Origin of the sequence: Maribacter algarum (ex Zhang et al. 2020) (assembly GCF_005885635.1) — a bacterium.
Classification (GTDB): domain Bacteria; phylum Bacteroidota; class Bacteroidia; order Flavobacteriales; family Flavobacteriaceae; genus Maribacter_C; species Maribacter_C algarum.
Window position 1 is genome coordinate 573,694 of the sequence record NZ_VATY01000003.1, and the last position, 25,701, is coordinate 599,394.

Genomic DNA, 25,701 nt, shown 5'->3' on the forward strand with positions numbered 1-25,701 from the left:
TTGTAGCTCAATAATCCCTTCAGACATTTAAAAAAGCTGAATTACGACTATTGAGCTACTTGTTTTTACGCTATTCACAAACTGCCTACAAATAGTTAATAATCAATGTTGTTTTCCGGCTGCAAAGAATTGTAATTGTTTTAATTTTGTTGTGCATTTTAAACTCGCACTCTAATGAGCAACCAACTATCAGATAGGATTAACAGTGTCACTCCATCCGCAACCCTCGAAATGGCAGCGAAAGCCCGTGAGTTAAGAGCTGCAGGAAAAGATATCATCGGACTCAGTTTAGGTGAACCCGATTTCAACACTCCCGATTATATTAAAGACGCTGCTATTCAAGCGGTAAATGATGATTACAATTCATACACCCCAGTGGATGGCTATGTTGATTTGAAAGACGCAATCATTACCAAATTCAAAAGAGATAATGGCTTGACCTATGACCGCTCTCAGTTAGTTGTTTCTACCGGAGCGAAACAAGCATTATACAATGTTGCTCAAGTAGTTCTGAATGATGGTGATGAAGTGATTTTGCCTTGTCCTTATTGGGTTAGTTATAGCGATATTGTAAAATTGGCTGGCGGAGTCCCTGTTGAAGTAGCTACCTCAATAGATACTGATTTTAAAATGACCCCTGCACAACTAGAGGCCGAAATTACTCCTAAAACTAAAATGCTTTGGTATAGCTCTCCCTGCAACCCAAGCGGTTCAATATATAGTCAAGAAGAATTAAGAGCGTTGGCCGATATTTTACAGAAGCATCCTCAGATTATCGTTGTTAGTGATGAGATTTACGAACATATTAACTACGGAGTTACTACCCATGCTTCAATGGCCGGGTTTGATGATATGTATGATAGAACTGTTACGGTAAACGGAGTTGCTAAAGCCTTCGCTATGACCGGATGGCGTATTGGTTATATCGGCGCTCCTACTTATATTGCTAGAGCTTGTAACAAACTACAGGGCCAAGTTACCAGTGGGGCCAATTGTATCGCTCAACGCGCTGTCATCATGGCTTTGACAGAGTCGCCAAGACGTGTACAATTTATGGTTGACGAATTCAAAGGAAGGAGAACCCTAATTCTAGAATTATTAAACAGTATCGAAGGATTTAAAAGTAACGAACCGGAAGGTGCGTTTTATGTCTTCCCGGATATCAAAGCGTACTTTGGAAAAACCTTAAATGGAACCACCATCAACAACGCTTCTGATTTCGCAATGTACTTATTGGAAAATGCAAATGTGGCAACAGTTACGGGTGATGCTTTTGGAAATCCAGATTGTATACGTATTTCGTATGCGGCTTCTGAAAAAGAGATTCGCGAAGCGGTTTCTAGAATAAAAAAAGCTTTAGCCTAAATCGTCATTTTCATGATAAATCTGTGTTAGCATTTTAATTGTAGACCAAAATCCATAATAAAAATCACAGGCAGTTCTTAGATTTCAATTAAATTCTAAGTAACTTTAAACCAACCTATTGAACCTAATACCAAAACGATGAAGACGATGACTTGTAATCAGCTCGGAGGAGCATGCGATACCAAATTTCAAGCAGACACTTTTGAAGAAATGGCCGAACTCAGCAAAAAACATGGTATGGAAATGTTTCAAAAAGGCGACGCTGCACATCTTGAAGCTATGAATAACATGCAAAACTTGATGAAATCCCCAGAAGCCATGCAGGCCTGGTTTGGTGAACGTAGAAGAGAATTCGATGCCTTGCCTGAAGACTAAATTCGCAACTCATTATCACTAAGTACGTCTCCAGAAATAAGGGGTTAATAAAATCAATACTGTAAAGAGTTCGAGCCTACCCGCAAGCATTAAGAAACCACACCACCATTTACCCGCATCAGGCAAGCTATTAAAGTTACTTACCGGATTCAAACTGCCCAAAGCAGGACCTACATTTCCTAAGGACGAAGCCGCCCCTCCAATAGCCGATTCAAAATCCAATCCTAAAAGACCTAGAACTAGTGCGCCAATTATAAAGAGTAGCATATAGAGCACAAAAAAAGCAATAATGTTATAAACAATATGCTCCTTCACTGTCTTGTCATTGTAGCGCACTGGTATAATAGCATTCGGATGAAGTGTTCTTTTGAATTCTAACAAGCCATTTTTGATTATGAGTAAATGGCGCATCACTTTTATACCTCCTGCAGTTGAACCAGCAGAACCTCCTAAGAAAAATAATCCAAAGAAAAGGATAGTTAAGAAGGGCGTCCAGCTTGTGAAATCTGCAGTCACAAATCCTGTGGTCGTAATCACAGCAACCACTTGAAATAAACCATGTCGAAATGAACTTTCACCTTCACCCATAACCATAGGATGTATTTCAGAAACTGGCACATTTGCTTGTGTGTACACCATAAGTCCAACCAAAGCGGTAAACACAATCACAAAACCGGCGTAAAATCTAAATTCTTCATCACGAAGCACCCGTTGTACTTTACCTTTAAAAGCAAAATAGCTCAATACGAAGTTACCTCCTGCCAAAAACATAAAAAGAATGACAATATATTGAATGGCCGGTGTATCATTCCAATGTGCCAAACTTGCGTTTTTAGTTGAAAAACCACCTGTAGATAATGTCGCGAGAGAATGGTTAATAGCATCAAAAAAGGACATGCCTGCGACGCTTAACAAGAGAGTTTCAGCAGCCGTATATCCTACGTAGATGAGCCATAAACGTTTTGCGGTATCGGTAATTCTTGGATGCAATTTATCCGCACTTGGTCCAGGAGCTTCGGCCGCAAATAGTTGCATTCCACCAATACCTAACAACGGTAAAATGGCAATAGCCAAGACAATAATACCCATACCCCCAATCCAATGTGTAAGACTTCGCCAAAGTAAAATTCCTTCCGGCAGCGCTTCAATGTCATCAACAATGGAAGCTCCAGTTGTTGTGTAGCCAGAAATAGTTTCGAAAAAAGCGTTGGTTACTCCTGGTATCGCACCTGTAAAAAGATAGGGCAACATCCCTGAAAGGGACATTACAATCCAGCCAAAAGTCACAATTATATACCCTTCTTTGCGCTGTACTTCCTTCTTATGTTTTCTAGTTGCGAACATAAAAAGCATTCCGGAAAACATCGTACTTATCGCGGCTAAGGTAATATCTAAAGTCGACCCGTCTTTATAAATAAGACTTACCAAGGCCGCGATGAGCATGAACCCACCATTGACCAACAGCAGTAAGCCCATAATATGAAGGATGATTCTAGAATTAAGTCGCATGTTAAAAGAATAGTCTTTCTATTTTGGCAATAGCATCAGGTAGACAGCAAACTACAACACGGTCGCCAGCCTGTATTTCAAATCCACCAAGAGCAATGACGCCCTGACCATCGCGAACAACACCCCCAATTGTTGCTTCTTTTGGAAAATTTAGGTTTCTAATTATATTGCCTGTCACCTTAGAGCCTGATTTCACAACAAACTCCAATATTTCCGCATTCAAATTATTCAAACGCATTGAGGCAACAACATCGCCTTTTCGAATATGTCTGAAAATATTATTTGCCGCAAGTAACTTTTTGTTGATTAAGGTATCAATACCTATGGAATGTGAGAGTTGAAAATAATCCATATTCTCAACTAGGGCTATTGTCTTTTTGATGTGTTTCGATTTTGCAACCAGACAAGACATAATATTGGTCTCAGAATTCCCAGTAACCGCAATGAAAGCATCCATTGATTCAAGGCTTTCTTCTTCTAGCAACTCTACATTGCGTCCATCTCCATTGATAACCAAGGCCGCGGGAAGATCATCGGCCAAATCAAAAGCCTTTTCCTTATCCTTTTCAATCAGCTTAACATTAAATTTCTTGGCACAAAGATCACGAGCAGCCTTAAAGCCGACTTTACTCCCGCCTAAAATCATAACGTTTTTAATCTCTTCTTTTTTCTTTCCGGTAAGCTTGTAAAGCTCATCTACACCTTCTTTAACGGTAATGAAGTACACCTGATCTCCTTCCTTAAAGACTGTATCACCTCTTGGTATCACGGTATATTGAGTGCCTGAACGTTTTAAGGCTATAGGCATGAAGTGAAGCTCAGGAAAAATTGTCGCAGCTTCTTTTACCATCTTACCCACAAAAGGAGCTGATTTTGGAAGAGACACACCAACCATAATCAATTGCCCTTCTTCAAACTCGAAAGTATCGTTAAAAGCAGATTTATTTAAGAGCAGTTGAATTTCAGTGGCTGCCAACTCTTCAGGGGAAATCAATTCATCAATGCCCAATTCGTCAAACCTGATGGTATCCTTACAATCTATAAATTCAGTATTTGAAATTCGTGCAATCGTTTGTTGACATCCCAATTGTTTGGCCAACATACACAAGGTGATATTGGTAGTTTCAGATGAAGTAACACCAATCACTAAATCTGAACTTTCCACACGTGCGTCTTTCAAGACTGAAATCGAAGTAGCATCACCACGCAAAACACGAATATCTAAATGATTATCGGCATATGTCAAACTCTCTTTATCTGAATCGATCAATGTAATGTCTTGTGATTCGTAAGAAAGTAGTTTTGCCAAATGGAAACCTACCTCGCCAGCACCAGCAATTATAATTTTCATCGAATATTACTATTGTTGTTTGGAAGCAGTTTTGGATAACCGCCTCAACTCAGAAAGAAGTATCTTTTGAGACACCTTGGCTTTTTTACAGCTCATTTTGAGAAAAGTTTGCAAAGATCTGCAAAGCAAAATTACGCAAATTTTATCACCTCACCACTGCATTTACACAAGTATTAAACTAAAGGTCAAACACTTTATTGTGCATTAAGAATCAACTGCAATGAAGTGTTATATCTTATCTTTGCAAAATAAATTGCTATTAATGGCCAAAAAAGTAACACCTTATAAAGATTCTGAACTTGGAAAAAAAGAACAAGTAACTAAAATGTTCGACACGATTTCCAAAAATTATGATGGCCTAAACCGAGTGATTTCTTTTGGAATCGACTTAAAATGGCGTAGACGTGTTGTTGCTATATTAAAAAAGAAAAAGCCACAATCTATCCTAGATATTGCAACAGGAACAGGTGATTTAGCTATAAAAATGGTTGAAACAGGAGCCGAAAAAATAGTAGGGTTGGATATTTCTCCGGGCATGCTTGAAGTTGGAAAAAATAAGGTTAACGACAAAAAGCTGCATGAAACTATTGAAATGATAGTTGGCGATAGTGAAAATCTTTCTTTTGAAGAAAATACCTTTGATGCGGTTACCGTAGCTTTCGGAGTTCGCAATTTTGAAACCTTGGAAAAGGGATTGTCTGAAATTCATCGTGTTCTCAAGCCTTCTGGGACTTTCGTAATTCTTGAAACCTCTGTACCCACTAAGACTCCATATAAACAAGGCTATAATTTTCATTGTAAATACATACTTCCTTTTGTGGGACGACTTTTTTCAAAAGATCGTTCCGCCTATACCTATTTATCTGAATCGGCAGCTGTTTTTCCTCACGGCGAAAATTTCAACAATATTTTGCGCAAAATCGGGTTTATAGAGGTAGAGAATAAACCACAAACCTTTGGAGTAGCATCTATTTATGTAGCGACAAAAGCCTAATTGATTTAGACAAGTGTTTAGACTCTTATAATTCAACTAAATGAAGCGATTGTTTTTTCTTTTCATGGGGATATTTCTCCTTACGCTGCCTTTAACCGCACAATTTAACGAAAAGCCTGTCCTTAATATTGAGAACAAAGACAAGAAGTTCTTGAATTACGGATACTATCTTGGAATCAATCAATATGATTTCAAATTCGACTACAAAAACAATGACCGTGATATTCTAGTGGATAAGTCCTTGGGGTTTACTGTTGGTCTAATTGGTGAAATGCGCCTGAATGAATTTTTAGATCTTCGTTTTGAACCAGGATTGGCATATAACCTTAGAACCCTTGGTTTTCCAGGATTTGATGTGGAACAAGATGCCCTTAGGGAAGTAAAATCTACATACATCAACTTTCCCTTACTTTTAAAAGTTAGCACCAGACGTCTAGGAAATTTCAAACCGTTCATCATTGGTGGCGGTTCTGCCTCACTCAATTTGGGAAGTAACGAAAGTAGTTTGGATGATAATTCGTCAGGCACCTTTCGAATGACCAAATGGGTATATAATTATGAACTAGGTTTCGGAATTGATTTTTATTTAGAGTACTTCAAATTCACTCCGTCAATTCGTGGGGTTTTCGCCATTACTGACGAACTTGTACCTGATAATGACGCAAATAGTCCTTGGACCGGCAATATTGACGCCCTTAGAACAAGGGGATTGTTTATCAACTTTACCTTTGAATAATACTCGCTCTAAGCCCTACGGATTTCATTTAACAAAATAGCCGTCGCGGTAGCTACATTAAGACTCTCGGTAGTGCTGTTTCCATATTGTGGAATTGATACTTTCTCCGATACCATAGTTTCAACTTCAGAAGAAATACCATTTCCTTCGTTGCCTAAGATAATAATTCCTTTTTCAGGAAGTTTGTTTTGGTATACCGATACCCCATCCATAAAAGCTCCATAGATGGGAATCTTAGAATCCTTCAAAAAATCGGGCAGATTCCTATAGGATATATTGACCCTTGAAATAGAACCCATTGTAGCCTGCAAAACTTTAGGATTATAACAGTCGACAGTATTTTGGGAACAAACCAAATCATGTATTCCAAACCAATCACAAAGTCGTATAATAGTCCCAAGATTTCCCGGGTCACGGATATCATCAAGAACAACAATCCAATCTTTAAACTCTACCTGTTCCTTTTCAGGTATATGAAAAATCCCGAGCACGCCATTTGGATTCTTAAGAGTACTCATTTGTTTTAAATCAGTTAAGGTAACTTCCGTTAAAATATCATTTGGAACATCAAAAACTTTTGGGTCAGTACTAAAGACGGAATGCGGGGTATAATCAGAATCTAAAAGCTCATTGACCGTCTTTTTTCCTTCAACAAAAAATAGTCCGTGTTGATTTCGGTACTTTTTTTGTTGTAAGCTTCGTATCAATTTTATTTGGCTTTTAACAAGCATTCCATTAATGTGTTTTTTAATGTATTTTTGATTTCTATGAGGACCCTTTTGCCCACTAAAAAAAGTTCTGCTAAAATAAGCTTATTATTGATAGCCTTGGCAATCACCTCTTGCAACTCCTTGAAAAGGGTTGATGATGATGAGCTGTTGATTAAACGCAATACCATTTGGGCAGACAGCATAAAAGTGGTTAGTGAAGACATTGAAGGTCTCATTATTCAAGAACCAAATAGTGATTTACTAGGGTATCCTTTGCGATTGAATCTCTATAATTTAGCAAAACCTAATCCAGATTCTTCATATCAAAATTGGCTTCTAAAAAAACCTAAAAGAAAACAACGATTAACAAATTTCTTATCTGAAAAACAAGTCAATCGTTTAGGTGAATCCTTTATGGTAAAAGGATTAAGTGAATGGCTAAAAAAGATTGGTGAAGCACCTGCAATTTTAGATACTACCCTAACCAGAAAAACACTGGAACGCCTAAAGGCCTATTACAACACAAAGGGGTATTTCAATAATACCACCAATTACGATATTGATTTTTTAAAGCGGAAACAAAGAGTCGAAGTTCATTACAATATAGATTTGGGTGACCCATACATGTTAGATTCTCTAGCGCATAAAATTACTTCTAGCGCCATTGATTCAATTTACAATTTGGTAAAAGCGGACTCCGAGGTGAAACCGGGTCAGCAATTTGACCTAGATAATTTTAATAAGGAACGTGAGCGTTTAAACAGAATTTTTAGAAATCGAGGGGTGTATGATTTTCAAGAAAGCTCTATCAAATTTGACGTCATTGCAGATACTGCCCAAGTTGGAAATGACACTAAAATGGATATTGCACTCAAAATCGACGACCTAAAAAAAAGAGATGAAAGTTCGGTAACCACTCAAGAGTACAAGGTCTTTAAATTTGATAAAATCAATGTATATACCGATTACCTTTCTGATGATAGTGAGGGGGAACTTAAATTTGAACGATTTGGTGACTACACTATTTACTATAGAGACAAGTTACGCTTCAAACCAAAAACGCTAACCAATGCTATTTTCTTTAAAAAAGACAGTTTGTACCGCGATATAGATCGCATTCGAACACTTCGGCAAATGACAAGTTTGAATGTTTTCAAGTACCCCAGCTTAACTTTTGTAGAGGACAGTACAAGAACCTATTTAACCAGCAACATATACTTAGCTACCAAACCTAAATATACATTTGCTCCAAATTTAGAAGTTACTACTTCAAACCGCCGAAAAATAGGCATAGGGGTCGGACTTTCCCTTTTAATCAGAAACGTATTCAAAGGTGCAGAAAATCTAAGCTTATCAGGTTATGGCACTTTTGGATTATTGAGTGGAGATGTAGTTGAAAACTCATTTTCAGAAATAGGCGCTGATGCTAATTTAAGCTTTCCAAGAATTTGGTTTCCGATAATTAACACAGACAAAATAATACCGAACTACATGTTACCCCAAACGAATTTGTCTTTGGGTACCAGCTTTCAAAAAAACATTGGTTTGGATAAACAAACCTTTAATACCATTTTAGGGTACAATTGGACACCTACCGAATTCAAAAAGAACAATTTTGAACTTCTGAATATTCAATTTGTCAACAACAAAAACACAGACCGGTTTTTTGAACAATATAACAATACCTACAATCGCCTAAATCAAATTGCCAACCAAAGAAGAGCTCTGGTGAATCCTGCTTATTTTGATTCCAATGACGATTTAACTACTCCTGTTGATGTTGTAAATCCGGAGGACGCAGGAACAACTGGGTTCATCCGGGATGTTTTACAAGGAACAATTCCTGTAGGAACAGGAGATGATGAATTTAGTCAACAAAATTTCAATGATGTTAAAAGTATTTCAGAAAGAGAAGTTAGGTTGACTGAAAACAACCTCATTTTTTCGAGCAATTATACCTTTAACACGACAAATAGAACCGGAGTAACCGATAACAGTTTTTCACAGTTTAGGTTTAAAATTGAAAGTGCAGGAAATTTTCTTTCAGCCCTATCTTATATTATTCCTTTTGACCAAGAAGACAATGGTCTTTTGGAGGAAGACAATGACCTTTTAGTCTTTGATGTACCCTATTCTCAGTATGTAAAAACAGAATTTGATTATGTCAAATATTGGGACCTTTCTAAGTCCAATGTCTTGGCCTTTCGTAGTTTCTTAGGTATTGCCATACCCTTTGGGAATTCAGATAACATTCCTTTTGTTCGAAGTTATTTTGCTGGTGGTGCGAATGATAATCGCGCTTGGCGACCCTACGAGTTGGGTCCTGGAAGAACAAATGCAGCTAACGATTTTAATGAGGCCAATCTAAAACTTGCTTTAAATTTGGAATATCGTTTTCCGATTGCTGGAAATTTCAAGGGAGCCCTTTTCGCTGATGCAGGCAATATCTGGAATGTTTTAGACAACGTTGACGATCCCGAAGCCACATTTAATGGAATAGAATCTTTAAAAGATATAGCTTTGGGTACAGGGTTCGGCATTCGCTATGACTTCACATATTTTGTAGTTCGTGGTGATTTGGCATTTAAAACATACAACCCTGGGTTGGCATCCTCAAGAAGATGGTTCAATGATTCTGATTTTGCTCCCATCTTACAAGTTGGTATCAACTATCCTTTTTAGTATTTTAAAGGTATAATCGATATCTTATCAAAGAAATTAATAGATGAAACTTACATGGGTTGCCTTGTTATTTTTCTTTTCATTTGCGGTGGCAGCTCAACAAAGCCTGAGCGAAAATTTCAGGGTTCTAAATAAAAGCTCGATTCTAAAAGAAAAGGTTTTTATCCACACCAATAAAACTTCATATTTTCAAGACGATACTATTTGGTTCAAGGCGTATGTTGCGGATACAATTAATCATCCCTCAATTCAAACTACCAAATTATATGTAAACCTATTAGACCACCAAGGATTGGCAATTTATTCAAAGACTGTCTTAATTGAAGAAGGTATAGGTCTAGGGCAATTTGAATTAAATAACGCCGTAGGTGAAGGCGTTTATTACATTCAAGGGTATACTAATTATATGAGAAATTTTGGAGATGACTATTATTACATACAAAAAATACAAGTACTCAAAGACAACTCTAAACAATCCATTGCCCCTATTGAAAACCAATATGATATTCAAATCTTACCGGAAGGTGGCTACCTCTTGGAAGGTATTGAAAATAGAATTGGAATCAAGGCCCTATTAAATGGTTTTGGTTGTGATTATGAAGGGCAGATTCGTAATAAATTGAGGAAAACAATTGCTAGTTTCAAAAGTCAGCATTTGGGAATGACTAGATGTACCTTCCAATATAGAGAAGACGAAAAATATTACGCAGAAGTCGTTTTTAAAGACACTATTTTAACCATTGAAATACCAGTGGCAAAAAGAAAAGGAATTGCCCTTCATCTGGAAAACATTGAAAACAATTATGTAGAAGTTTATTTAAAAACCAATGAAAGAACTCTTAATAGTAAAGATCTTTCAAACTACAGTCTTTTGTTTCGTCAAGACGATAGGGTTTCAGATTTGTTTTCCCTAACAAGATTCGATTCGTTGACAGGAAGAATCCAAATGAAAAAAGACCTATTTTTTGATGGCGTAAATACAGTAACCTTGTTCAAAGAAAAAAAACCTATTGCCGAACGTAAATTCTTTGTTGAACTAAAAGAAAAAAGGACTGATGTTCTGATAACGCCAATAAGTCAAGAAAATGATTCTTTAGCTTACAAACTTAACCTCCGTGGCGGAAGAGAATTACCAAAGGCAAACCTGAGTATTTCGATATTCTCTCCAAATTCCCTTCGCAATGAAGAACAGAATATAAAAACCGCCTTTCTACTGACCCCATTCTTAAAAGGATACATCGAAAAACCTTCGTATTACTTTAATTCGGAAAACAAAAAAAGAAAAGAACATCTAGATTTATTACTCCTAACTCAAGGATGGACTCAATACAGCCTTCCCGAGAAAATATCAAAACTCAAATCGAAACCCTTATATAAATTTGAATATGGTTTTGATTTAAGAGGCAAAATAGAATCGTCGGTCAAATACGATTCCATTGCGTTGATTCGTGACAATTTTCAAATTATTGACAAGGTAGCCTTGAAAAATGACCTTAGTTTTAATTTCAACAACCTTTTACTATTTAAAAAAGATACGACCAAGCTTGCTTTTATCGATAATGCAGGTAAAATAATAAAGCCGGGAAGAATAAAATATGATAGCCTTGAGAAGCCAAAAATACCGCTTGAAAAAAAACACCCGAATGTAAAAAACAATACTCTGGTAAAACCTAAGGAACTTAATCCTAGTCCAGATATACCTGAGACAATTATACCCTCTAATGGTACCATAGTGCTCGACGAGGCGATTATTACTGAAAAAAAGCGTAGTGAAAGCTACTTAAGAAGGAGAAAATTGATTGAAAAATACAAGCCATTGGTTCGGGATATTGGTAAATATAGAGAGGTGCGTATTCGAGAAGTCTTCCAAAATTATGAACATGATTTGATTTCTTTTTTACAAGCTAACGGGGCCCGTCTAAATGAGACTAACCCTTTAGACCCTTACTTAGAAGCGCCCAATAAGAAAGAAGCTCTTTTGTTGATAGATGGTCGATTATTTTATCCTGATGAATTGACCTCATTGAGCTTATCAATGAAAAATGTTGCCCACGTCATGGTAACAGACTCTCCAACAATGATTGAGGGCAAATTAGAGGGTAGATTATATGGAACTACTGTTTACCAGGTTTTCACAACTAAGGGTTACCAAAAAAATATCGAAGAACTTTTTGATAAATTCGTGATTGAAAATGGTTATGACCATCCCAAAAAGTATTATACACCGTTGAATGAAATCCATCAATCGAGATTTCCAAATATGTTTGAAGTTGATTGGAAACCATCCATTAAAATTGATGATAAGGGAGAAGTCGATTTTAAAATACCCAAGAAATACAAGAATAGAAAGTTAATTTTTTCAATTCAAGGTTTTTCAGAAAAAGGACATTTAATATCTGAAACAATATCAATCGAATAAGTTGTTTTTTTGAATTCAACTTTTTTAAGCCTTGTTTATTTTCTTACTTTTGCTCCCCAATTAAAACGTTCAAACAAACGATAAAAAATTATGGGTCATAATATAAAACCAGGAGTTGCAACAGGTGATGAAGTTCAAGAGATTTTCAACTATGCTAAAGAAAAGGGCTTTGCTCTACCTGCGGTAAATGTAATCGGTTCAGATACCATTAATGGAGTACTGGAAACTGCTGCTGCTTTGAATGCACCAGTGATTATTCAATTTTCGAATGGAGGCGCACAATTCAATGCAGGTAAAGGTCTATCCAATGAAAACCAAAATGCAGCCATTCAGGGCGCTGTTGCAGGAGCAAAACACGTACATCAACTAGCTGAAGCTTATGGTGCAACGGTAATTTTACATACAGATCACTGCGCTAAAAAACTCCTTCCTTGGATTGACGGACTACTAGATGCTAGTGAAAAATACTTTGTCGAGACTGGTAAGTCGTTATTTAGCTCTCACATGATTGACCTATCTGAAGAGCCTATTGAGGAGAACATCGAAATCTGTAAGTCGTATTTAGAAAGAATGGCAAAGATGAATATGACCCTTGAAATCGAACTGGGAATTACTGGCGGTGAGGAAGACGGAGTTGACAATTCTGATGTTGATGATTCAAAATTGTATACGCAACCAGAAGAAGTAGCTTATGCATATGAGGAACTTTCAAAGGTAAGCCCGAGATTTACGGTTGCCGCCGCTTTTGGTAATGTTCACGGAGTTTACAAACCTGGAAACGTAAAATTGACACCTAAAATTTTGAAAAACTCACAAGAGTATGTTTCAGAAAAATACGGCGTAGAGCATAACCATATTGATTTTGTTTTTCATGGTGGTTCTGGTTCTACAGTTGAAGAAATTCGCGAAGGTATTAGCTACGGAGTAATCAAAATGAACATTGATACTGATTTACAATATGCTTTTCTTGCAGGAGTTAGAGATTATATCCAAGACAACAAAGATTATTTACAGTCACAGATAGGAAATCCTGAGGGTGCGGATGAGCCTAACAAGAAAAAATACGACCCAAGGGTTTGGTTACGTGAAGGTGAAAAGTCATTTATTGACCGTCTGAAAAAAGCCTTCGAAGACTTAAACAATGTAAATACGCTTTAATTTTTTTGTAAATTTCCAAATCTAAATTGAGCAGATATGTCAGCATGGTTTAAGCGAAAAGAGAAAGGAATACAAACAGCGACCGAAGAAAAGAAAGACACGCCGAAAGGTCTTTGGTACAAATCACCTACCGGAAAGATTGTAGAATCTGAAGATTTAGCAAAAAACTTTTACGTTAGTCCAGAGGATGATTACCATGTTCGTATTGGCAGCAAGGAATATTTCGAAATTCTTTTTGACGACAATAAATTCAAAGAACTTGATGCAAAGTTGACATCAAAGGACCCACTGAAATTTGAGGATACCAAAAAATATGATGACAGACTAAAAGCCGCGCAAAAGAAAACCGGACTTAAAGACGCCGTTAGGACCGGATTCGGAAAATCACAGGGAAAAGATATTGTTATCTCTTGTATGGATTTTAACTTCATAGGAGGTTCAATGGGAAGTGTTGTTGGAGAAAAAATTGCTCGTGGTATTGATCACGCCATCAAAAAGAAGGTTCCATTTGTAATGATTTCTAAATCAGGAGGGGCACGAATGATGGAAGCAGCATTGTCTCTAATGCAATTAGCAAAAACATCAGCAAAACTAGCGCAACTAGCGGAAGCAAAACTTCCATATATTTCACTTTGCACAGATCCAACTACTGGTGGAACAACTGCTTCCTATGCCATGTTGGGTGATATTAATATTGCTGAACCAGGTGCCTTGATAGGCTTTGCCGGACCCCGAATTGTAAAAGACACTACAGGAAAAGACCTTCCAGAAGGTTTTCAATCTTCGGAATTCTTGAAAGAACATGGTTTCTTAGATTTCATATCGCATCGTCGAGATTTGAAAAAGAAAATCAACTTGTATATCGATTTGATTCAAAATAATCCGGTTCGTTCGGCTAGCTAGCATATTCGTATTGAAAATATTTTTAATCGCTACTTGTAATGAATTGTTGCAAGTAGCGATTAAATATTTAAATAACATACACTTATGAAGCTGTCCATATCTTCTTTCCTAATTCTTTTGGTTCTGTGGATGACCTGTTGTTCCTCAACTGATAATACGGTAGACCCAAATTTCGGAATGGAAGAAGAGGAAATGCAAGAGACGACAGAAGGAGTTGCTGAAGTGACGGATGTTTCCGTCTCGGGTGGCGCCAATCAATATACTTTTAGTGTAACGATTTCAAGTCCTGATTTGGGTTGCAATCAATATACCGACTGGTGGGAAGTCATTGATTTAGATGGAAATCTTTTGTACCGAAGAATTCTTGCCCACAGCCATGTCAATGAGCAGCCTTTTACCCGCGCTGGTGGACCAGTAGCGATTTCGGAAGACACAGAGGTTTATATCAGAGCCCATATGAATACAACAAGCTACGGAAGCAAAGTTTTTAAAGGTTCCGTTTCCAATGGATTCAGTTCTGAGGACTTAGATGTTGAATTTGCCAAAAGTTTAGAAGAAACCGATCCACTCCCTACTGGTTGTGCTTTTTGAAAATAAAAAAGCTGTTAAAAAGCGAACTTTTTAACAGCCTTTGCGCTAGATACCATAAGACTTTACTTCTTAAAAAAACGTCTCAACTGAATTTCAGTTGATTCACCATCAGGAGAAGTCAATATACCTACAGAATCACAAGACCCATCTCCAAAATCAACAGTTGCAGTAGAGCCATTTCTTGAAATAGCAAGAACACCACTCACTATGAATCTGCAAGACCATTCTCTTCTCAACGGAGATGTAATTTCTTTTTGAAATACATTTCCTAGTTTTCCTGTATAGCTTGCGCTTCCTGTAATAAGGAAAACATTATCTCCCCAAAAACCAGAGCCGTAACCTTCAATCCACTCGCGGGTTCTGTTAGCACTAAAGTTTGCCGTATCTCCGTCAGGCCAAACTCCATTAAACTGAGATATGGCATCTGATTGTGGATTACCATTTGCATTGGAACGCATCCGTTCAACAGTCGCATTTCCTTCAACCGCAACACCGTTGTAAGTGAAATTTTCCAAAGAAAGGTTTAGTGTTTTCGTAGCTATTTCCATATCCTTTAGATAACTCAGATGAATAATTCCACTAAGCACATTGCCATTTCGCAATTCACATCCCTCACCAAAATCAATGGTTCTCTCTTTAGAAGTATCGGTAACGACAGTGGTAATTGTAACACATTCGGGTAGATAATCTGATTGATAAAAACTTTTAGAAGTAGCTTGTATCTCGTCCACCGCGTACAAGTCTTCTGCAATACTGGTTATCTCATCAGAGATAAGCTCGGCTTCATCACTTGTTTTAAGTTCTGTTGCCGTTATTGGTTCAGAACTTTCAAGTTCGGAAGTTTCTTCGTTTTTGTTACATGAAATTAATAACGCAATTGACAATAGGGACAAACTTAAAAAGTCCATCTTTGTGAGGCTTTTTTTCATAACAAATTTATTTAAAAGGTTATGGGTTTAAGACGATCGTATCTGAAAAAGGTTTAATTGACAGCTAAAAATCACTATAGGAAGGGTGCTCATCGGAAAAATATTTTTATCTTTGCAGCCTGATTGAAAATCAGTCAGATACATAATAATCATTTACAATAATATTTGCATGTACTTAACGAAAGAAGTAAAAGCCGAAATCTTTAAGAAACACGGCGGAAAAGCAGAGAACACAGGTTCTACTGAAGGTCAAATCGCATTGTTTACACACCGTATCAATCACCTGACCGGGCATCTTAAAAAAAACCATAAAGATTTTAACACAGAACGTTCTTTGGTAAAATTGGTAGGTAAAAGAAGAAGCCTTCTAGATTATATGATGAAAAAAGATATTGTAAAATATCGTGAGCTCATCAAAGAATTAGGTATTAGAAAATAAAATGGTAGGGGCTGAAAAATTTTCAGCCCCTACTTTTATATAAAGTCCTTAACAATTTAAGGCAAAACTAAAAGCTGCACACAGTTTTTCATTGGTCAAGTGCTTTCAGCACACACAACAACACAACCTTCCGGTCTCAACATCCGGATGACCATTGTTTAACAGTCCGCCCATTGGCGGATACAAATCAATTTTATGATTCCAAAAGTATTTAGAGAGGTCATAGACCTTGGTGACGGTAGGGAAATTTCTATCGAAACCGGAAAATTAGCGAAACAGGCACATGGTTCTGTTGTTGTTCAATCAGGAAAATGTATGCTCTTGTGTACCGTAGTATCTAACTACGATCAGAAAGATGTTGATTTCCTTCCATTAACGGTAGACTACCGCGAAAAATTTGCCGCTGCTGGTCGTTATCCAGGGGGATTCTTCAAAAGAGAAGCGAGACCAAGTGATGGTGAAGTATTGACTATGCGTTTAGTGGATCGTGTATTACGTCCATTATTCCCAAAAGATTATCACTCTGAAACTCAGGTGATGATTCAATTGATGTCTCATGACCCAGACGTTATGCCAGACGCTATGGCCGGTTTGGCTGCATCTGCCGCGATTCAATTGTCCGATTTCCCATTTGAGTGTGCAATCTCCGAAGCAAGAGTAGGCCGCGTTAATGGTGAATTCATTATCAATCCAACCTTAGCACAGTTAGCAGAATCTGACATCGATATGATGATAGGTGCCTCCGCTGATTCTGTAATGATGGTTGAAGGTGAGATGGATGAAATTTCCGAGGAGGAAATGACAGAAGCCATCAAATTTGCTCATGAAGCAATTAAAGTACAGTGTGCTGCTCAATTGAGATTAGCTGAAGCTTTCGGAAAGAAAGATACACGCGAGTATCCAGAAGAAAGGTCAGACGAAGATTTAGCTAAGAAAGTACATGACATGGCATACGATAAAGTATATGCCATTGCAAAAGCAGGATCCGCAAAGCACGAAAGAAGTGCAGCGTTCTCTGAAATAAAAGAAGAAATCAAAGCTACTTTTTCTGAAGAAGAATTAGAAGACTATGGTGGATTGGTTTCCAAATATTATCGCGCTGCTGAAAAAGCTGCAATTCGTGATCTTACCTTAAATGAAGGTCAGCGTTTAGATGGTCGTAAGACCGACGAAATCAGACCAATATGGTGTGAGGTAGATTACCTACCATCTGTTCATGGCTCATCTATCTTTACACGTGGAGAAACTCAAGCCTTGGCAACCGTAACTTTAGGAACATCTAGAGATGCCAACCAAATAGACATGCCATCGCAAGAAGGTGAAGAGCGTTTCTATTTACATTATAATTTTCCTCCTTTCTGTACGGGTGAAGCAAGACCTATTCGTGGAACATCGCGTAGAGAGGTTGGTCACGGTAACTTAGCACAACGTGCACTTAAAGGAATGGTGCCTGAAGATTGTCCATACACGGTAAGAGTTGTATCTGAGGTATTGGAATCTAACGGTTCTTCTTCTATGGCTACGGTTTGTTCAGGAACTATGGCTCTTATGGATGCCGGTGTTCAATTGAAAAAACCCGTTTCCGGTATTGCAATGGGATTAATTTCTGACGCTGATTCTGGAAAGTATGCTGTTCTTTCTGATATCTTAGGTGATGAAGATCACTTAGGTGATATGGACTTTAAAGTAACGGGTACCGCAGACGGTATTACAGCATGTCAAATGGACATCAAGGTAAAAGGATTGTCTTACGAGATTCTTGTAAACGCCTTGAAGCAAGCCCGTGAAGGACGTTTGCATATCTTGGAAAAATTAACGGATACGATTGCCGCACCTAATGCAGATGTTAAGAGCTATGCTCCTAAGATGATAACGCGCCGCATTCCAAATGAATTCATTGGCGCCCTTATTGGACCTGGTGGAAAAGTGATTCAAGAACTTCAGAAAGAAACTGGAACGACCATCGTTATTAATGAAGATCCTGTTACTGAAGAAGGAATTGTTGAAATTTTAGGAACGGACCAAGATGGAATCGATGCTGTCTTAGCAAAAGTCGATTCAATAATGTTCAAACCAGAAGTTGGTAGCGTTTACGAAGTAAAGGTTATCAAGATGTTGGATTTTGGTGCTGTAGTGGAATATCAAGATGCTCCTGGCAACGAAGTATTGTTACATGTATCTGAATTGGCTTGGGAACGCACAGAAAATGTTTCAGATGTGGTAAACATGGGAGATGTGTTTGATGTGAAGTACTTTGGTTTAGACAAACGTACACGTAAGGAAAAAGTATCGCGCAAGGCGCTTTTGCCAAAACCTGAAGGTTATGTTGAAAGACCACCACGTAATAATGACCGTAGAAACGATCGCAATAGAGATCGTAAACCTAGAAGAGATTAAACCCTTTTCTCAATTCAATATGGAAGCCTCAACTATTCAGTTGGGGCTTTTTTGTACCGTTTAACCGATAAATAAACTTTTTTTTACGGTTTTGTAACATTTTGAAGAATTGTACGTATAAGTATATGCAGTCTATTAAATTATGAATTTAATCCCCGAAAATGAGACAGCTTAAGATTACAAAACAGGTCACTAATAGAGAGACCGCATCTTTGGACAAGTACTTGCAAGAAATCGGCAAGGTTGACTTGATTACTGCAGATGAAGAAGTAGAATTGGCACAACGTATCAAGGCAGGCGACCAGATCGCTCTTGAAAAACTTACCAAAGCCAATCTTCGATTCGTAGTATCGGTTGCAAAGCAGTACCAAAACCAAGGCCTTACTCTGCCAGATTTAATCAATGAAGGAAACTTAGGATTGATTAAAGCGGCACAACGTTTTGATGAAACCCGTGGTTTCAAATTTATCTCTTACGCCGTATGGTGGATTCGCCAATCTATCTTACAGGCTTTAGCTGAACAATCGCGTATTGTTCGTTTACCATTGAACAAAATTGGTTCAATCAACAAGATTAATAAAACTTTTGCCTTCTTAGAGCAAGCGCATGAACGTATGCCTTCGCCGGAAGAAATTGCAAAAGAATTAGATATGACGGTTGAGGACGTAAAACAATCATTGAAAAATTCAGGTCGTCACGTATCGATGGATGCCCCATTGATTGCTGGTGAAGATTCTAACCTTTATGATGTACTTCGTAGTGGTGAATCTCCTAACCCTGATCGTGAATTATTGCACGAATCTTTACGTACTGAAATCGAACGGGCCTTAGAAACTTTAACGCCTAGAGAAGCAGATGTTATTCGCCTATACTTTGGTTTGGCCGGACAGCATTCTATGACTTTAGAAGAAATTGGTGAAACTTTTGACCTTACAAGAGAAAGAGTTCGTCAAATTAAAGAGAAGGCAATCCGCAGATTAAAGCATACTTCAAGAAGTAAAATCTTGAAAACTTATCTCGGATAGTACAGTATAGCATAGAATTTCTACGATTTACCTGTTAAAATCTCCTTAAATTGGAAATTTGGCATATAAATTGTAATTTTGAAAGTAACAACAGTTTATCATGACTGTTCGTTTTTTGATTGATGAATAAACTCCGGCTGATTACCGGAGTTTTTTCATTTTATAGATTCAGTGAAAGCTGTAAAGAAAGTAGACAAATTTAAGGTACAAGTAGCAGTCTAAGATAGTAATATTTATGTATTTTCATTTCCATGGATAAAAAACAGGAACAACCCAATAATCCACTTCATGGAGTAAAGTTGGTTGACATCTTAGAATACCTTACACAAAACTACACATGGGAAGACCTTGCCAGACAAGTAAATATAAATTGCTTTAAAAGTAATCCTTCCATTAAGTCTAGTTTGAAATTTCTTAGGAAAACTCCTTGGGCACGAGAAAAAGTAGAACATTTATACTTGCAATCCATCAAAAAATAATGGCGTTTAATATTGTTCTTATAGAACCAGAAATTCCCAATAATACAGGTAATATTGGCAGATTAGCATTGGCTACCGGCTCTAGATTACATCTAGTAAAACCCTTCGGATTTGAATTGAGCGATTCTAGACTTAGACGTGCCGGATTGGACTATTGGAAACATATTTCCCTTTTTATCTACGAAAGTGTTGCCGAGTTTTACAAAATCCATAGCGAAAAAAAATTGGTCTATTTCTCAAGCCACGGAAATCAGGACCATTGGTCAATTGACTTTGAAGATGATATGTTCTTGGTTTTCGGAAAAGAATCGGTTGGGCTATCCAACGAAATTATTCAAAGTAACCAAGACAAGCTTTACAATATACCTTTATATAGCGAACACATTCGCAGTTTGAACTTGGCAAATGCTGTTGGTATTGCAGTTTATGAAGGTTTAAAAAGTCTTCGATAAATCACTTCTTCAACAATCCGTATCAATTTTGACCACCCTGTTTTTGCTACCCTAGTTTTCACTATTTTTATAGGAAACCTCTCATTCCTAGCATCATGAATAAAATTCTCGCCGTACTACTAGCTTTAAACTGTGTTTTACTTTCCTGTAAAAATGATACAACCGAAACAGCATCCGAAGAGCAAAACAAAGAAATCGCGTTTAACCTCCCAGAAGGTTTTATTTTAGAAGACCTCTACCAACCAAGCGCGAACGAACAAGGTTCATGGGTAGCTTTGGCTCAGGGCCCAAATGATATCATATATGCTTGCGACCAATACGGAAAAATTTATTATTTCAATCCTCCTGCAATCGGTCAGAAATTAAAACTGGAAAATGTGAATGCCCTTGACTTGGAAATTGGGGAAGCGCATGGTATGCTATGGGCTTTTAATAGTCTATATGTTGCCGTAAATAAAAGATGGAAGGACGATGTGCCAGATGAAGAAGAAAACGGTAGTGGCATTTACCGAATAACCGATAACAATCATGATGGTAGATTAGACAAGGTGGAAATGCTTCTTAAACTTGATGGTGCCGGCGAACATGGCCCGCATAGTTTTGTACTTTCACCAGACGGAAAAGAAATTTATTTCATCGCAGGAAATCACACTTTAGTTCCCAATGTAGTAAAAGAAAACAGCCGACTACCAACCAACTGGGGGGAAGACAATTTATTTAAACCCTATTTAGATGCACGTGGACATGCCAACGACATAAAAGCACCAGGGGGATGGATCTGCAAGTTTAATCCCGAGGGAACCGATTGGGAATTAATCTCTGCTGGGTACCGAAATCCATTTGATATAGCTTTCAATGAAGATGGAGAACTTTTCGCTTATGACGCCGATATGGAATGGGATATCGGAATGCCCTGGTACCGCCCTACAAGAATCTGTCATGTAACAAGTGGTAGTGAATATGGTTGGCGTACGGGTTCAGGAAAATGGCCGGCCTATTATCCAGATGCCTTACCCGCAGTGCACAATCTCGAACAAGGTTCGCCTACGGCGGTCCTTTCAGGCGCTGAATTGGATTTCCCAGGAACTTATAAAAACGGAATCTTCGTAATGGATTGGAGTTTCGGAACCCTATATTTTGCCGACTTAAAACCAAAGGGAAGTAGTTATACAGCAGAACGCAAAGAATTTCTTTCGGGTACTCCCCTGCCCCTTACCGATATGATTGCCGGTGCTGATGGTAATCTATATTTTGCCTCGGGAGGACGAAGAATCGACTCACATTTATTCCGACTTCGGTATACAGGTTCTGATTCCAAAGAACGTGAAGCCATTGTTGATACAAAGACCGGGGAACTAAGGAAATTGCGTAGGAGTCTTGAAAAGTATCATTCAGGAAAATCAAAATCATCTGAACTTATTCAACTAGCTTGGGCAAATCTAAATCACGAAGATCGTTATATTCGCTATGCAGCAAGAATCGCTTTAGAAAAAGATTATTCTACCTATTGGGTACACAGATTTTTTGCAGAAAAAGATCCCATTAAGATTATTGAATCTAGCATAGTTATGTCAAAGAGGATTGAGAAAAAGGAACAGCAGGGTGTTATCAAAAAACTCAATAGTATAAATCTATCAAAACTACAATTTGAACAACAAGTTGCTTTATTACGTGCGTATCAGCTTAATTTTATTCGAATGGGCAAACCTGAATTCAATACCGAAAATACCGTACAGGCTCTGAAATCTCACTTTCCCAACGACAGCGACGAGGTAAATCGTGAATTAGGACAACTATTATTATACCTGGATGCTGACGGAATTACAGAAGAATTAGTAGCCCTACTCGACAAACATACCAAAGAAGGTACAACGCTTTCCAAAGACTTCCTTTCCGAGGAAATCACGGAACGTAGCGAACAATATGGGCCGTTGATTCGCGAAATTCTAGACAAAATGCCGCCAAGTGAAGCCATTTACTACGGAGTCCTTTTGAGCCATGCGGATAAGGGTTGGACTAAGGAAGCTCGTGAAAAATATTTTAATTGGTTTTACGATGTACTAAATTCAAAAGGCGGATTGAGTTTTAAACCAGGTATGGAAAATATTCGTTTGGCGGCTATGAAGAATGTTCCTGACGATCAGAAAGAATATTTTCAAGAAATGTCAGGAGTTTATTCTCCTTCAACGGCAATTGCCGAGTTACCTCAGCCTATTGGTCCAGGAAATGAATATGGTGGGAGAGAAATTGGGCAATTGGTTTGGGGCGATGAATTGGCAGATTACCAAGTCGATTACAAAAAAGGAAAACGTGCTTTTCAAGCAGGAATGTGCGTGCTATGTCATAGAATTCGAGGCGAAGGAGCTGGTGTTGGTCCAGATTTGACCCAAGCGCATACCAAATTTAATAATTATGAAATGCTCTTTGCCACGTATAGTCCCAATGATGAAATCTCCGATCAGTATGCCAATACTTTGTTTCATTTAAAAGATGGCAAAAAAATATCAGGACGTATCAAATCGGAGAATGATGGTACAGTTATAGTAATGCCCAATCCATTTAATGAAAGTTATACGGTAGATGTTGCCAAAGAGAATATTTCCAAAAGGGAACCTTCTCCGCTTTCACCCATGCCATCAGGTCTCCTAAACCGTTTAAACCCGAAAGAGATAAAGGACCTTTTCGCATATTTACAGGCAGGTGGTGATGAAAGTCATGAAGTCTATTCCGAAAAAATCCAATAATGAATAACCATCAACCACCTAGTTTATGGTCGGGCCAGCTTCTACATTTTGCTGTCCTGATATTACTTTTGCCATTGACCTGGTTCTTGTGGGTGAAAATAGGCCAGCCGTTTCCTGTTCTATTTTGGTTATCTATAGGTGTTCCTATTGCACATCAAGTTTTTGTATGGATTGGCTGGAGGATAGAACTAAAATCAAAGGCAGTTAGCAACTCCATCGGATTTACAAACTATTTAATCATCTTCTTTGTATTGCTGGTAGCGAGACCAATTCTTGTGCTACTTTTGGCATGGGCCGATGGCGAAAGTTTAGGACTAGGTCTAGTCCCTCGAATAATAGTTGCTATAGCACTTCTTGTACCCGCTATTTACGCGATGTATAGTGTCAATAAATATTTCGGTTTTATTAGGGCCGCTGGTGGAGACCACTTCGATTTGAATTATCGAAACATGCCATTAGTCAAAAAATGTATGTTCAAATATTCTGGAAATAGTATGTACGTTTTTGGATTTTTAATGTTCTGGGGAATTGCAATTGCTTTTAACTCTTCGGCTGCTTTATTGGCGAGTGGCTTTTGCCATGTGTATATTTGGGTACATTACTTTGCCACCGAAAAACCAGATATGGACTATTTATATGGTGGCCATCAATTACTATAAAAGACATTTAACTAAATACAGGTTTTGACAGAAGAAAAAGCATACATTTTAGGAGCGGATGAAGAAGAACTTTTCAGATTAGGGGTGCAACACCAAGTCTGGGCGGAAGAAGCACAGCGTGGATGGCGTCTGGCAAATTTTAGTGCAGGACAAACATTTCTTGATTTAGGTTGCGGACCAGGATATTGCACCAAAGAACTTTCGTTTCTAGCAGGTGAGAAAGGTAAGGTAATCGCAATCGATAAATCAGAGAAGTACATCAAATTCTTAGATTCCATTGCCCAACAATACAATCTCAATATTGAAACAATTCATGGTGATTTCGGCGAAATGAAATTGCAACCGAATAGCTTAGATGCCATGTATTGTAGGTGGGCCTTGGCATGGATTCCAAACCCAAAGGAAATACTTAAAAAAGTTTCTACGGCATTGAAACCTGGCGGTAGAATGGTTATTCAAGAATACTATGATTGGGGGTTGCTGCAAACTGAACCCAGAAAAGAAGCGCTAGCCAAAGCTATTTGTATGGCTTTAAAAAGTTTTAAAGATTCAGATAATGAAATTGATATAGGAAGACATTTGCCAACTATACTTCCTGAAATTGGCATGAAAGTAATTGGCCTTAGACCCATGGCAAAAATAGCCACTCCAAAAAACGGTGTCTGGCAATGGCCAAAAACCTTTTTTCAAAGCTATTTTCCGCGACTCATTCCCCAAAAATATCTTACTCCAGAAGAAGTTAATGAAGCACTTCTTGATTTGGAAGAATTAGAAAAAATTGATGGAGCAACCATATGCCCCTGTTTGATGGTGGAAGTTATTGCGGAAAAAATATAATCAAAACTCACATGAAAAAGCTCGGAATAGTTCTACTAGTATTGCTCGTTCACTCTAGCTGTCGGGAAGCAAAAAAAGAGGAGGTCACTTCCGCCGAACCTCAGATAGATTTTATAACGCCTTTGGGCAAAGAAATCATCTTGCCAGAACCTTACGAAAAATCATTGGGTCAATACACTATAGCCAAAGAGGATTATGAGACAAATCCCGATGATGTAGATAAGATAATCTGGTATGGTAGAAGAACGGCATATTTAGGAAAGTACGAAGATGCCATAGCCATATACACTAAGGGAATCAAGAAGTTTCCCAAGGATGCAAAGTTATATCGACATCGTGGTCACCGTTATATCTCCCTGCGAAAATTTGATAAGGCCATCGCCGATTTAGAAAAAGCAGGTCAACTAATCGAAGGGACTGAAAATGAAATCGAACCTGACGGAATGCCCAATGCAATGAATATTCCTGTAAGCACTCTACACGGCAATATTTGGTATCACTTGGGATTAGCCTATTACCTGACACATGATTACGAAAAAGCATTTGAAGCTTATACTAAATGTAGAGCTTCAGGAAAACTTCCTGATAATATCGTTTCAAGTACGCACTGGCTTTATATGATACAACAACGCCTCGGAGATTCAATATTGGCTACTAAAATGCTGGAACCAATTGAAGTTAAAATGGATGTCATTGAAAATCAAAGCTATCATGAACTCTGTAAACTATATAAAGGCCTGATTCCTGTGGATACCCTTTTACAGACGAAAACGGGAAGTCCTTCCAACGATGCCATACTTTATGGAATTGCCAATTGGTATTTCTATAATGATGATAAGGAAAAAGCAAAGGAAATGATGAGCAGTTTAGTTGAGAGCAAGTCTTAGAATTCCTTCGGCTACATCGCAGCTGAAGGCGATATCATTGAATACTTTAAGGAATAAACT

Annotated in this window: 22 protein-coding genes; 18 read left to right on the forward strand and 4 right to left on the reverse strand. The window is 37.9% G+C overall.

Annotated features, from left to right (window positions below; all coding sequences use genetic code 11):
• The first annotated feature begins 174 nt into the window (after positions 1 to 174).
• A complete protein-coding gene (locus FEE95_RS16200) occupies positions 175 to 1,365 on the forward strand; it encodes a pyridoxal phosphate-dependent aminotransferase (RefSeq protein ID WP_138659030.1) in 1,191 nt (396 codons plus the stop codon).
• A 138-nt stretch (positions 1,366 to 1,503) separates the two neighbouring features.
• Entirely contained in the window at positions 1,504 to 1,740 is a 237-nt protein-coding gene (locus FEE95_RS16205) for a DUF1059 domain-containing protein (RefSeq protein WP_138659031.1), read from the forward strand.
• Between the two features lie 18 nt (positions 1,741 to 1,758).
• On the opposite strand, the gene FEE95_RS16210 is transcribed toward FEE95_RS16205, so the two are convergent.
• Both FEE95_RS16210 and trkA read right to left on the reverse strand, forming a co-directional pair.
• Positions 1,759 to 3,249, reverse strand: a complete 1,491-nt coding sequence (locus FEE95_RS16210; RefSeq protein WP_138659032.1) for a TrkH family potassium uptake protein — start codon at positions 3,247 to 3,249, stop codon at positions 1,759 to 1,761.
• 1 nt (position 3,250) lies between these two features.
• Positions 3,251 to 4,600 carry a Trk system potassium transporter TrkA gene (gene trkA, locus FEE95_RS16215; protein ID WP_138659033.1) on the reverse strand — a complete coding sequence of 450 codons (1,350 nt, stop codon included), beginning with the start codon at positions 4,598 to 4,600 and terminating at the stop codon, positions 3,251 to 3,253.
• A gap of 262 nt (positions 4,601 to 4,862) precedes the next feature.
• Here trkA and ubiE point away from each other — a divergent pair, with 262 nt between their 5' ends.
• Together ubiE and porT are read left to right on the forward strand one after the other, a co-directional pair.
• A complete protein-coding gene (gene ubiE, locus FEE95_RS16220; protein WP_138659034.1) occupies positions 4,863 to 5,594 on the forward strand; it encodes a bifunctional demethylmenaquinone methyltransferase/2-methoxy-6-polyprenyl-1,4-benzoquinol methylase UbiE in 732 nt (243 codons plus the stop codon).
• A 40-nt stretch (positions 5,595 to 5,634) separates the two neighbouring features.
• Positions 5,635 to 6,330, forward strand: a complete 696-nt coding sequence (porT, locus tag FEE95_RS16225; RefSeq protein WP_138659035.1) for a type IX secretion/gliding motility protein PorT/SprT — start codon at positions 5,635 to 5,637, stop codon at positions 6,328 to 6,330.
• Positions 6,331 to 6,338: 8 nt separating this feature from the next.
• On the opposite strand, the gene FEE95_RS16230 is transcribed toward porT, so the two are convergent.
• Positions 6,339 to 7,061 (reverse strand): TrmH family RNA methyltransferase, encoded by a 723-nt coding sequence (locus FEE95_RS16230; protein ID WP_138659036.1) that lies wholly within the window; start codon positions 7,059 to 7,061, stop codon positions 6,339 to 6,341.
• Positions 7,062 to 7,097: 36 nt separating this feature from the next.
• On the opposite strand from FEE95_RS16230, the gene tamL reads away from it, so the two are divergent.
• The 5 genes from tamL to FEE95_RS16255 all read left to right on the forward strand — a co-directional run bounded on the left by tamL (position 7,098) and on the right by FEE95_RS16255 (position 14,793).
• Positions 7,098 to 9,722 (forward strand): translocation and assembly module lipoprotein TamL, encoded by a 2,625-nt coding sequence (gene tamL, locus FEE95_RS16235; RefSeq protein WP_138659037.1) that lies wholly within the window; start codon positions 7,098 to 7,100, stop codon positions 9,720 to 9,722.
• A 43-nt stretch (positions 9,723 to 9,765) separates the two neighbouring features.
• Positions 9,766 to 12,141 (forward strand): hypothetical protein, encoded by a 2,376-nt coding sequence (locus tag FEE95_RS16240; protein ID WP_138659038.1) that lies wholly within the window; start codon positions 9,766 to 9,768, stop codon positions 12,139 to 12,141.
• Between the two features lie 90 nt (positions 12,142 to 12,231).
• Positions 12,232 to 13,299 (forward strand): class II fructose-bisphosphate aldolase, encoded by a 1,068-nt coding sequence (gene fbaA / locus FEE95_RS16245; RefSeq protein ID WP_138659039.1) that lies wholly within the window; start codon positions 12,232 to 12,234, stop codon positions 13,297 to 13,299.
• 36 nt (positions 13,300 to 13,335) lie between these two features.
• Entirely contained in the window at positions 13,336 to 14,202 is an 867-nt protein-coding gene (gene accD, locus FEE95_RS16250) for an acetyl-CoA carboxylase, carboxyltransferase subunit beta (protein ID WP_138659040.1), read from the forward strand.
• A gap of 84 nt (positions 14,203 to 14,286) precedes the next feature.
• Positions 14,287 to 14,793 carry a hypothetical protein gene (locus tag FEE95_RS16255; RefSeq protein ID WP_138659041.1) on the forward strand — a complete coding sequence of 169 codons (507 nt, stop codon included), beginning with the start codon at positions 14,287 to 14,289 and terminating at the stop codon, positions 14,791 to 14,793.
• Between the two features lie 62 nt (positions 14,794 to 14,855).
• Here FEE95_RS16255 and FEE95_RS16260 read toward each other — a convergent pair whose 3' ends face one another.
• Positions 14,856 to 15,722, reverse strand: coding sequence for a hypothetical protein (locus FEE95_RS16260; RefSeq protein WP_138659042.1), 867 nt, complete (start codon positions 15,720 to 15,722; stop codon positions 14,856 to 14,858).
• Positions 15,723 to 15,891: 169 nt separating this feature from the next.
• Here FEE95_RS16260 and rpsO point away from each other — a divergent pair, with 169 nt between their 5' ends.
• The 9 genes from rpsO to FEE95_RS16305 all read left to right on the forward strand — a co-directional run bounded on the left by rpsO (position 15,892) and on the right by FEE95_RS16305 (position 25,641).
• Entirely contained in the window at positions 15,892 to 16,161 is a 270-nt protein-coding gene (gene rpsO, locus FEE95_RS16265; RefSeq protein ID WP_138659043.1) for a 30S ribosomal protein S15, read from the forward strand.
• A gap of 195 nt (positions 16,162 to 16,356) precedes the next feature.
• Positions 16,357 to 18,558 (forward strand): polyribonucleotide nucleotidyltransferase, encoded by a 2,202-nt coding sequence (locus FEE95_RS16270; RefSeq protein ID WP_138659044.1) that lies wholly within the window; start codon positions 16,357 to 16,359, stop codon positions 18,556 to 18,558.
• 161 nt (positions 18,559 to 18,719) lie between these two features.
• On the forward strand, positions 18,720 to 19,583 hold the full coding sequence (locus FEE95_RS16275; RefSeq protein WP_138659045.1) for a sigma-70 family RNA polymerase sigma factor: 864 nt from the start codon (positions 18,720 to 18,722) through the stop codon (positions 19,581 to 19,583).
• 251 nt (positions 19,584 to 19,834) lie between these two features.
• Entirely contained in the window at positions 19,835 to 20,062 is a 228-nt protein-coding gene (locus tag FEE95_RS16280; RefSeq protein WP_138659046.1) for a VF530 family protein, read from the forward strand.
• Positions 20,062 to 20,514, forward strand: a complete 453-nt coding sequence (locus tag FEE95_RS16285) for a tRNA (cytidine(34)-2'-O)-methyltransferase (protein ID WP_138659047.1) — start codon at positions 20,062 to 20,064, stop codon at positions 20,512 to 20,514. Before FEE95_RS16280 ends, FEE95_RS16285 begins: the two co-directional genes overlap by 1 nt.
• 95 nt (positions 20,515 to 20,609) lie before the next feature.
• Positions 20,610 to 23,258, forward strand: a complete 2,649-nt coding sequence (locus FEE95_RS16290; RefSeq protein WP_138659048.1) for a c-type cytochrome — start codon at positions 20,610 to 20,612, stop codon at positions 23,256 to 23,258.
• Positions 23,258 to 23,917, forward strand: coding sequence for a methyltransferase (locus FEE95_RS16295; protein ID WP_138659049.1), 660 nt, complete (start codon positions 23,258 to 23,260; stop codon positions 23,915 to 23,917). Before FEE95_RS16290 ends, FEE95_RS16295 begins: the two co-directional genes overlap by 1 nt.
• Positions 23,918 to 23,941: 24 nt before the next feature.
• On the forward strand, positions 23,942 to 24,754 hold the full coding sequence (locus FEE95_RS16300; protein ID WP_171037070.1) for a methyltransferase domain-containing protein: 813 nt from the start codon (positions 23,942 to 23,944) through the stop codon (positions 24,752 to 24,754).
• An 11-nt stretch (positions 24,755 to 24,765) separates the two neighbouring features.
• Entirely contained in the window at positions 24,766 to 25,641 is an 876-nt protein-coding gene (locus FEE95_RS16305; protein ID WP_171037071.1) for a tetratricopeptide repeat protein, read from the forward strand.
• Positions 25,642 to 25,701: the final 60 nt, after the last annotated feature.

What these genes read in the sequence shown, in the direction of transcription:
- FEE95_RS16270 (WP_138659044.1), top strand. Translation starts at nt 16,357, where the DNA reads ATGATTCCAAAAGTATTTAGAGAGGTCATAGACCTTGGTGACGGTAGG.
- FEE95_RS16290 (WP_138659048.1), top strand. Translation starts at nt 20,610, where the DNA reads ATGAATAAAATTCTCGCCGTACTACTAGCTTTAAACTGTGTTTTACTT.
- FEE95_RS16260 (WP_138659042.1), bottom strand. Translation starts at nt 15,722, where the DNA reads ATGAAAAAAAGCCTCACAAAGATGGACTTTTTAAGTTTGTCCCTATTG.
- FEE95_RS16210 (WP_138659032.1), bottom strand. Translation starts at nt 3,249, where the DNA reads ATGCGACTTAATTCTAGAATCATCCTTCATATTATGGGCTTACTGCTG.
- FEE95_RS16275 (WP_138659045.1), top strand. Translation starts at nt 18,720, where the DNA reads ATGAGACAGCTTAAGATTACAAAACAGGTCACTAATAGAGAGACCGCA.
- FEE95_RS16280 (WP_138659046.1), top strand. Translation starts at nt 19,835, where the DNA reads ATGGATAAAAAACAGGAACAACCCAATAATCCACTTCATGGAGTAAAG.
- FEE95_RS16285 (WP_138659047.1), top strand. Translation starts at nt 20,062, where the DNA reads ATGGCGTTTAATATTGTTCTTATAGAACCAGAAATTCCCAATAATACA.
- fbaA (WP_138659039.1), top strand. Translation starts at nt 12,232, where the DNA reads ATGGGTCATAATATAAAACCAGGAGTTGCAACAGGTGATGAAGTTCAA.
- trkA (WP_138659033.1), bottom strand. Translation starts at nt 4,600, where the DNA reads ATGAAAATTATAATTGCTGGTGCTGGCGAGGTAGGTTTCCATTTGGCA.
- ubiE (WP_138659034.1), top strand. Translation starts at nt 4,863, where the DNA reads ATGGCCAAAAAAGTAACACCTTATAAAGATTCTGAACTTGGAAAAAAA.
- FEE95_RS16305 (WP_171037071.1), top strand. Translation starts at nt 24,766, where the DNA reads ATGAAAAAGCTCGGAATAGTTCTACTAGTATTGCTCGTTCACTCTAGC.
- FEE95_RS16240 (WP_138659038.1), top strand. Translation starts at nt 9,766, where the DNA reads ATGAAACTTACATGGGTTGCCTTGTTATTTTTCTTTTCATTTGCGGTG.
- FEE95_RS16295 (WP_138659049.1), top strand. Translation starts at nt 23,258, where the DNA reads ATGAATAACCATCAACCACCTAGTTTATGGTCGGGCCAGCTTCTACAT.
- FEE95_RS16205 (WP_138659031.1), top strand. Translation starts at nt 1,504, where the DNA reads ATGAAGACGATGACTTGTAATCAGCTCGGAGGAGCATGCGATACCAAA.
- rpsO (WP_138659043.1), top strand. Translation starts at nt 15,892, where the DNA reads ATGTACTTAACGAAAGAAGTAAAAGCCGAAATCTTTAAGAAACACGGC.
- porT (WP_138659035.1), top strand. Translation starts at nt 5,635, where the DNA reads ATGAAGCGATTGTTTTTTCTTTTCATGGGGATATTTCTCCTTACGCTG.
- accD (WP_138659040.1), top strand. Translation starts at nt 13,336, where the DNA reads ATGTCAGCATGGTTTAAGCGAAAAGAGAAAGGAATACAAACAGCGACC.
- FEE95_RS16200 (WP_138659030.1), top strand. Translation starts at nt 175, where the DNA reads ATGAGCAACCAACTATCAGATAGGATTAACAGTGTCACTCCATCCGCA.
- FEE95_RS16255 (WP_138659041.1), top strand. Translation starts at nt 14,287, where the DNA reads ATGAAGCTGTCCATATCTTCTTTCCTAATTCTTTTGGTTCTGTGGATG.
- tamL (WP_138659037.1), top strand. Translation starts at nt 7,098, where the DNA reads ATGAGGACCCTTTTGCCCACTAAAAAAAGTTCTGCTAAAATAAGCTTA.
- FEE95_RS16230 (WP_138659036.1), bottom strand. Translation starts at nt 7,061, where the DNA reads ATGCTTGTTAAAAGCCAAATAAAATTGATACGAAGCTTACAACAAAAA.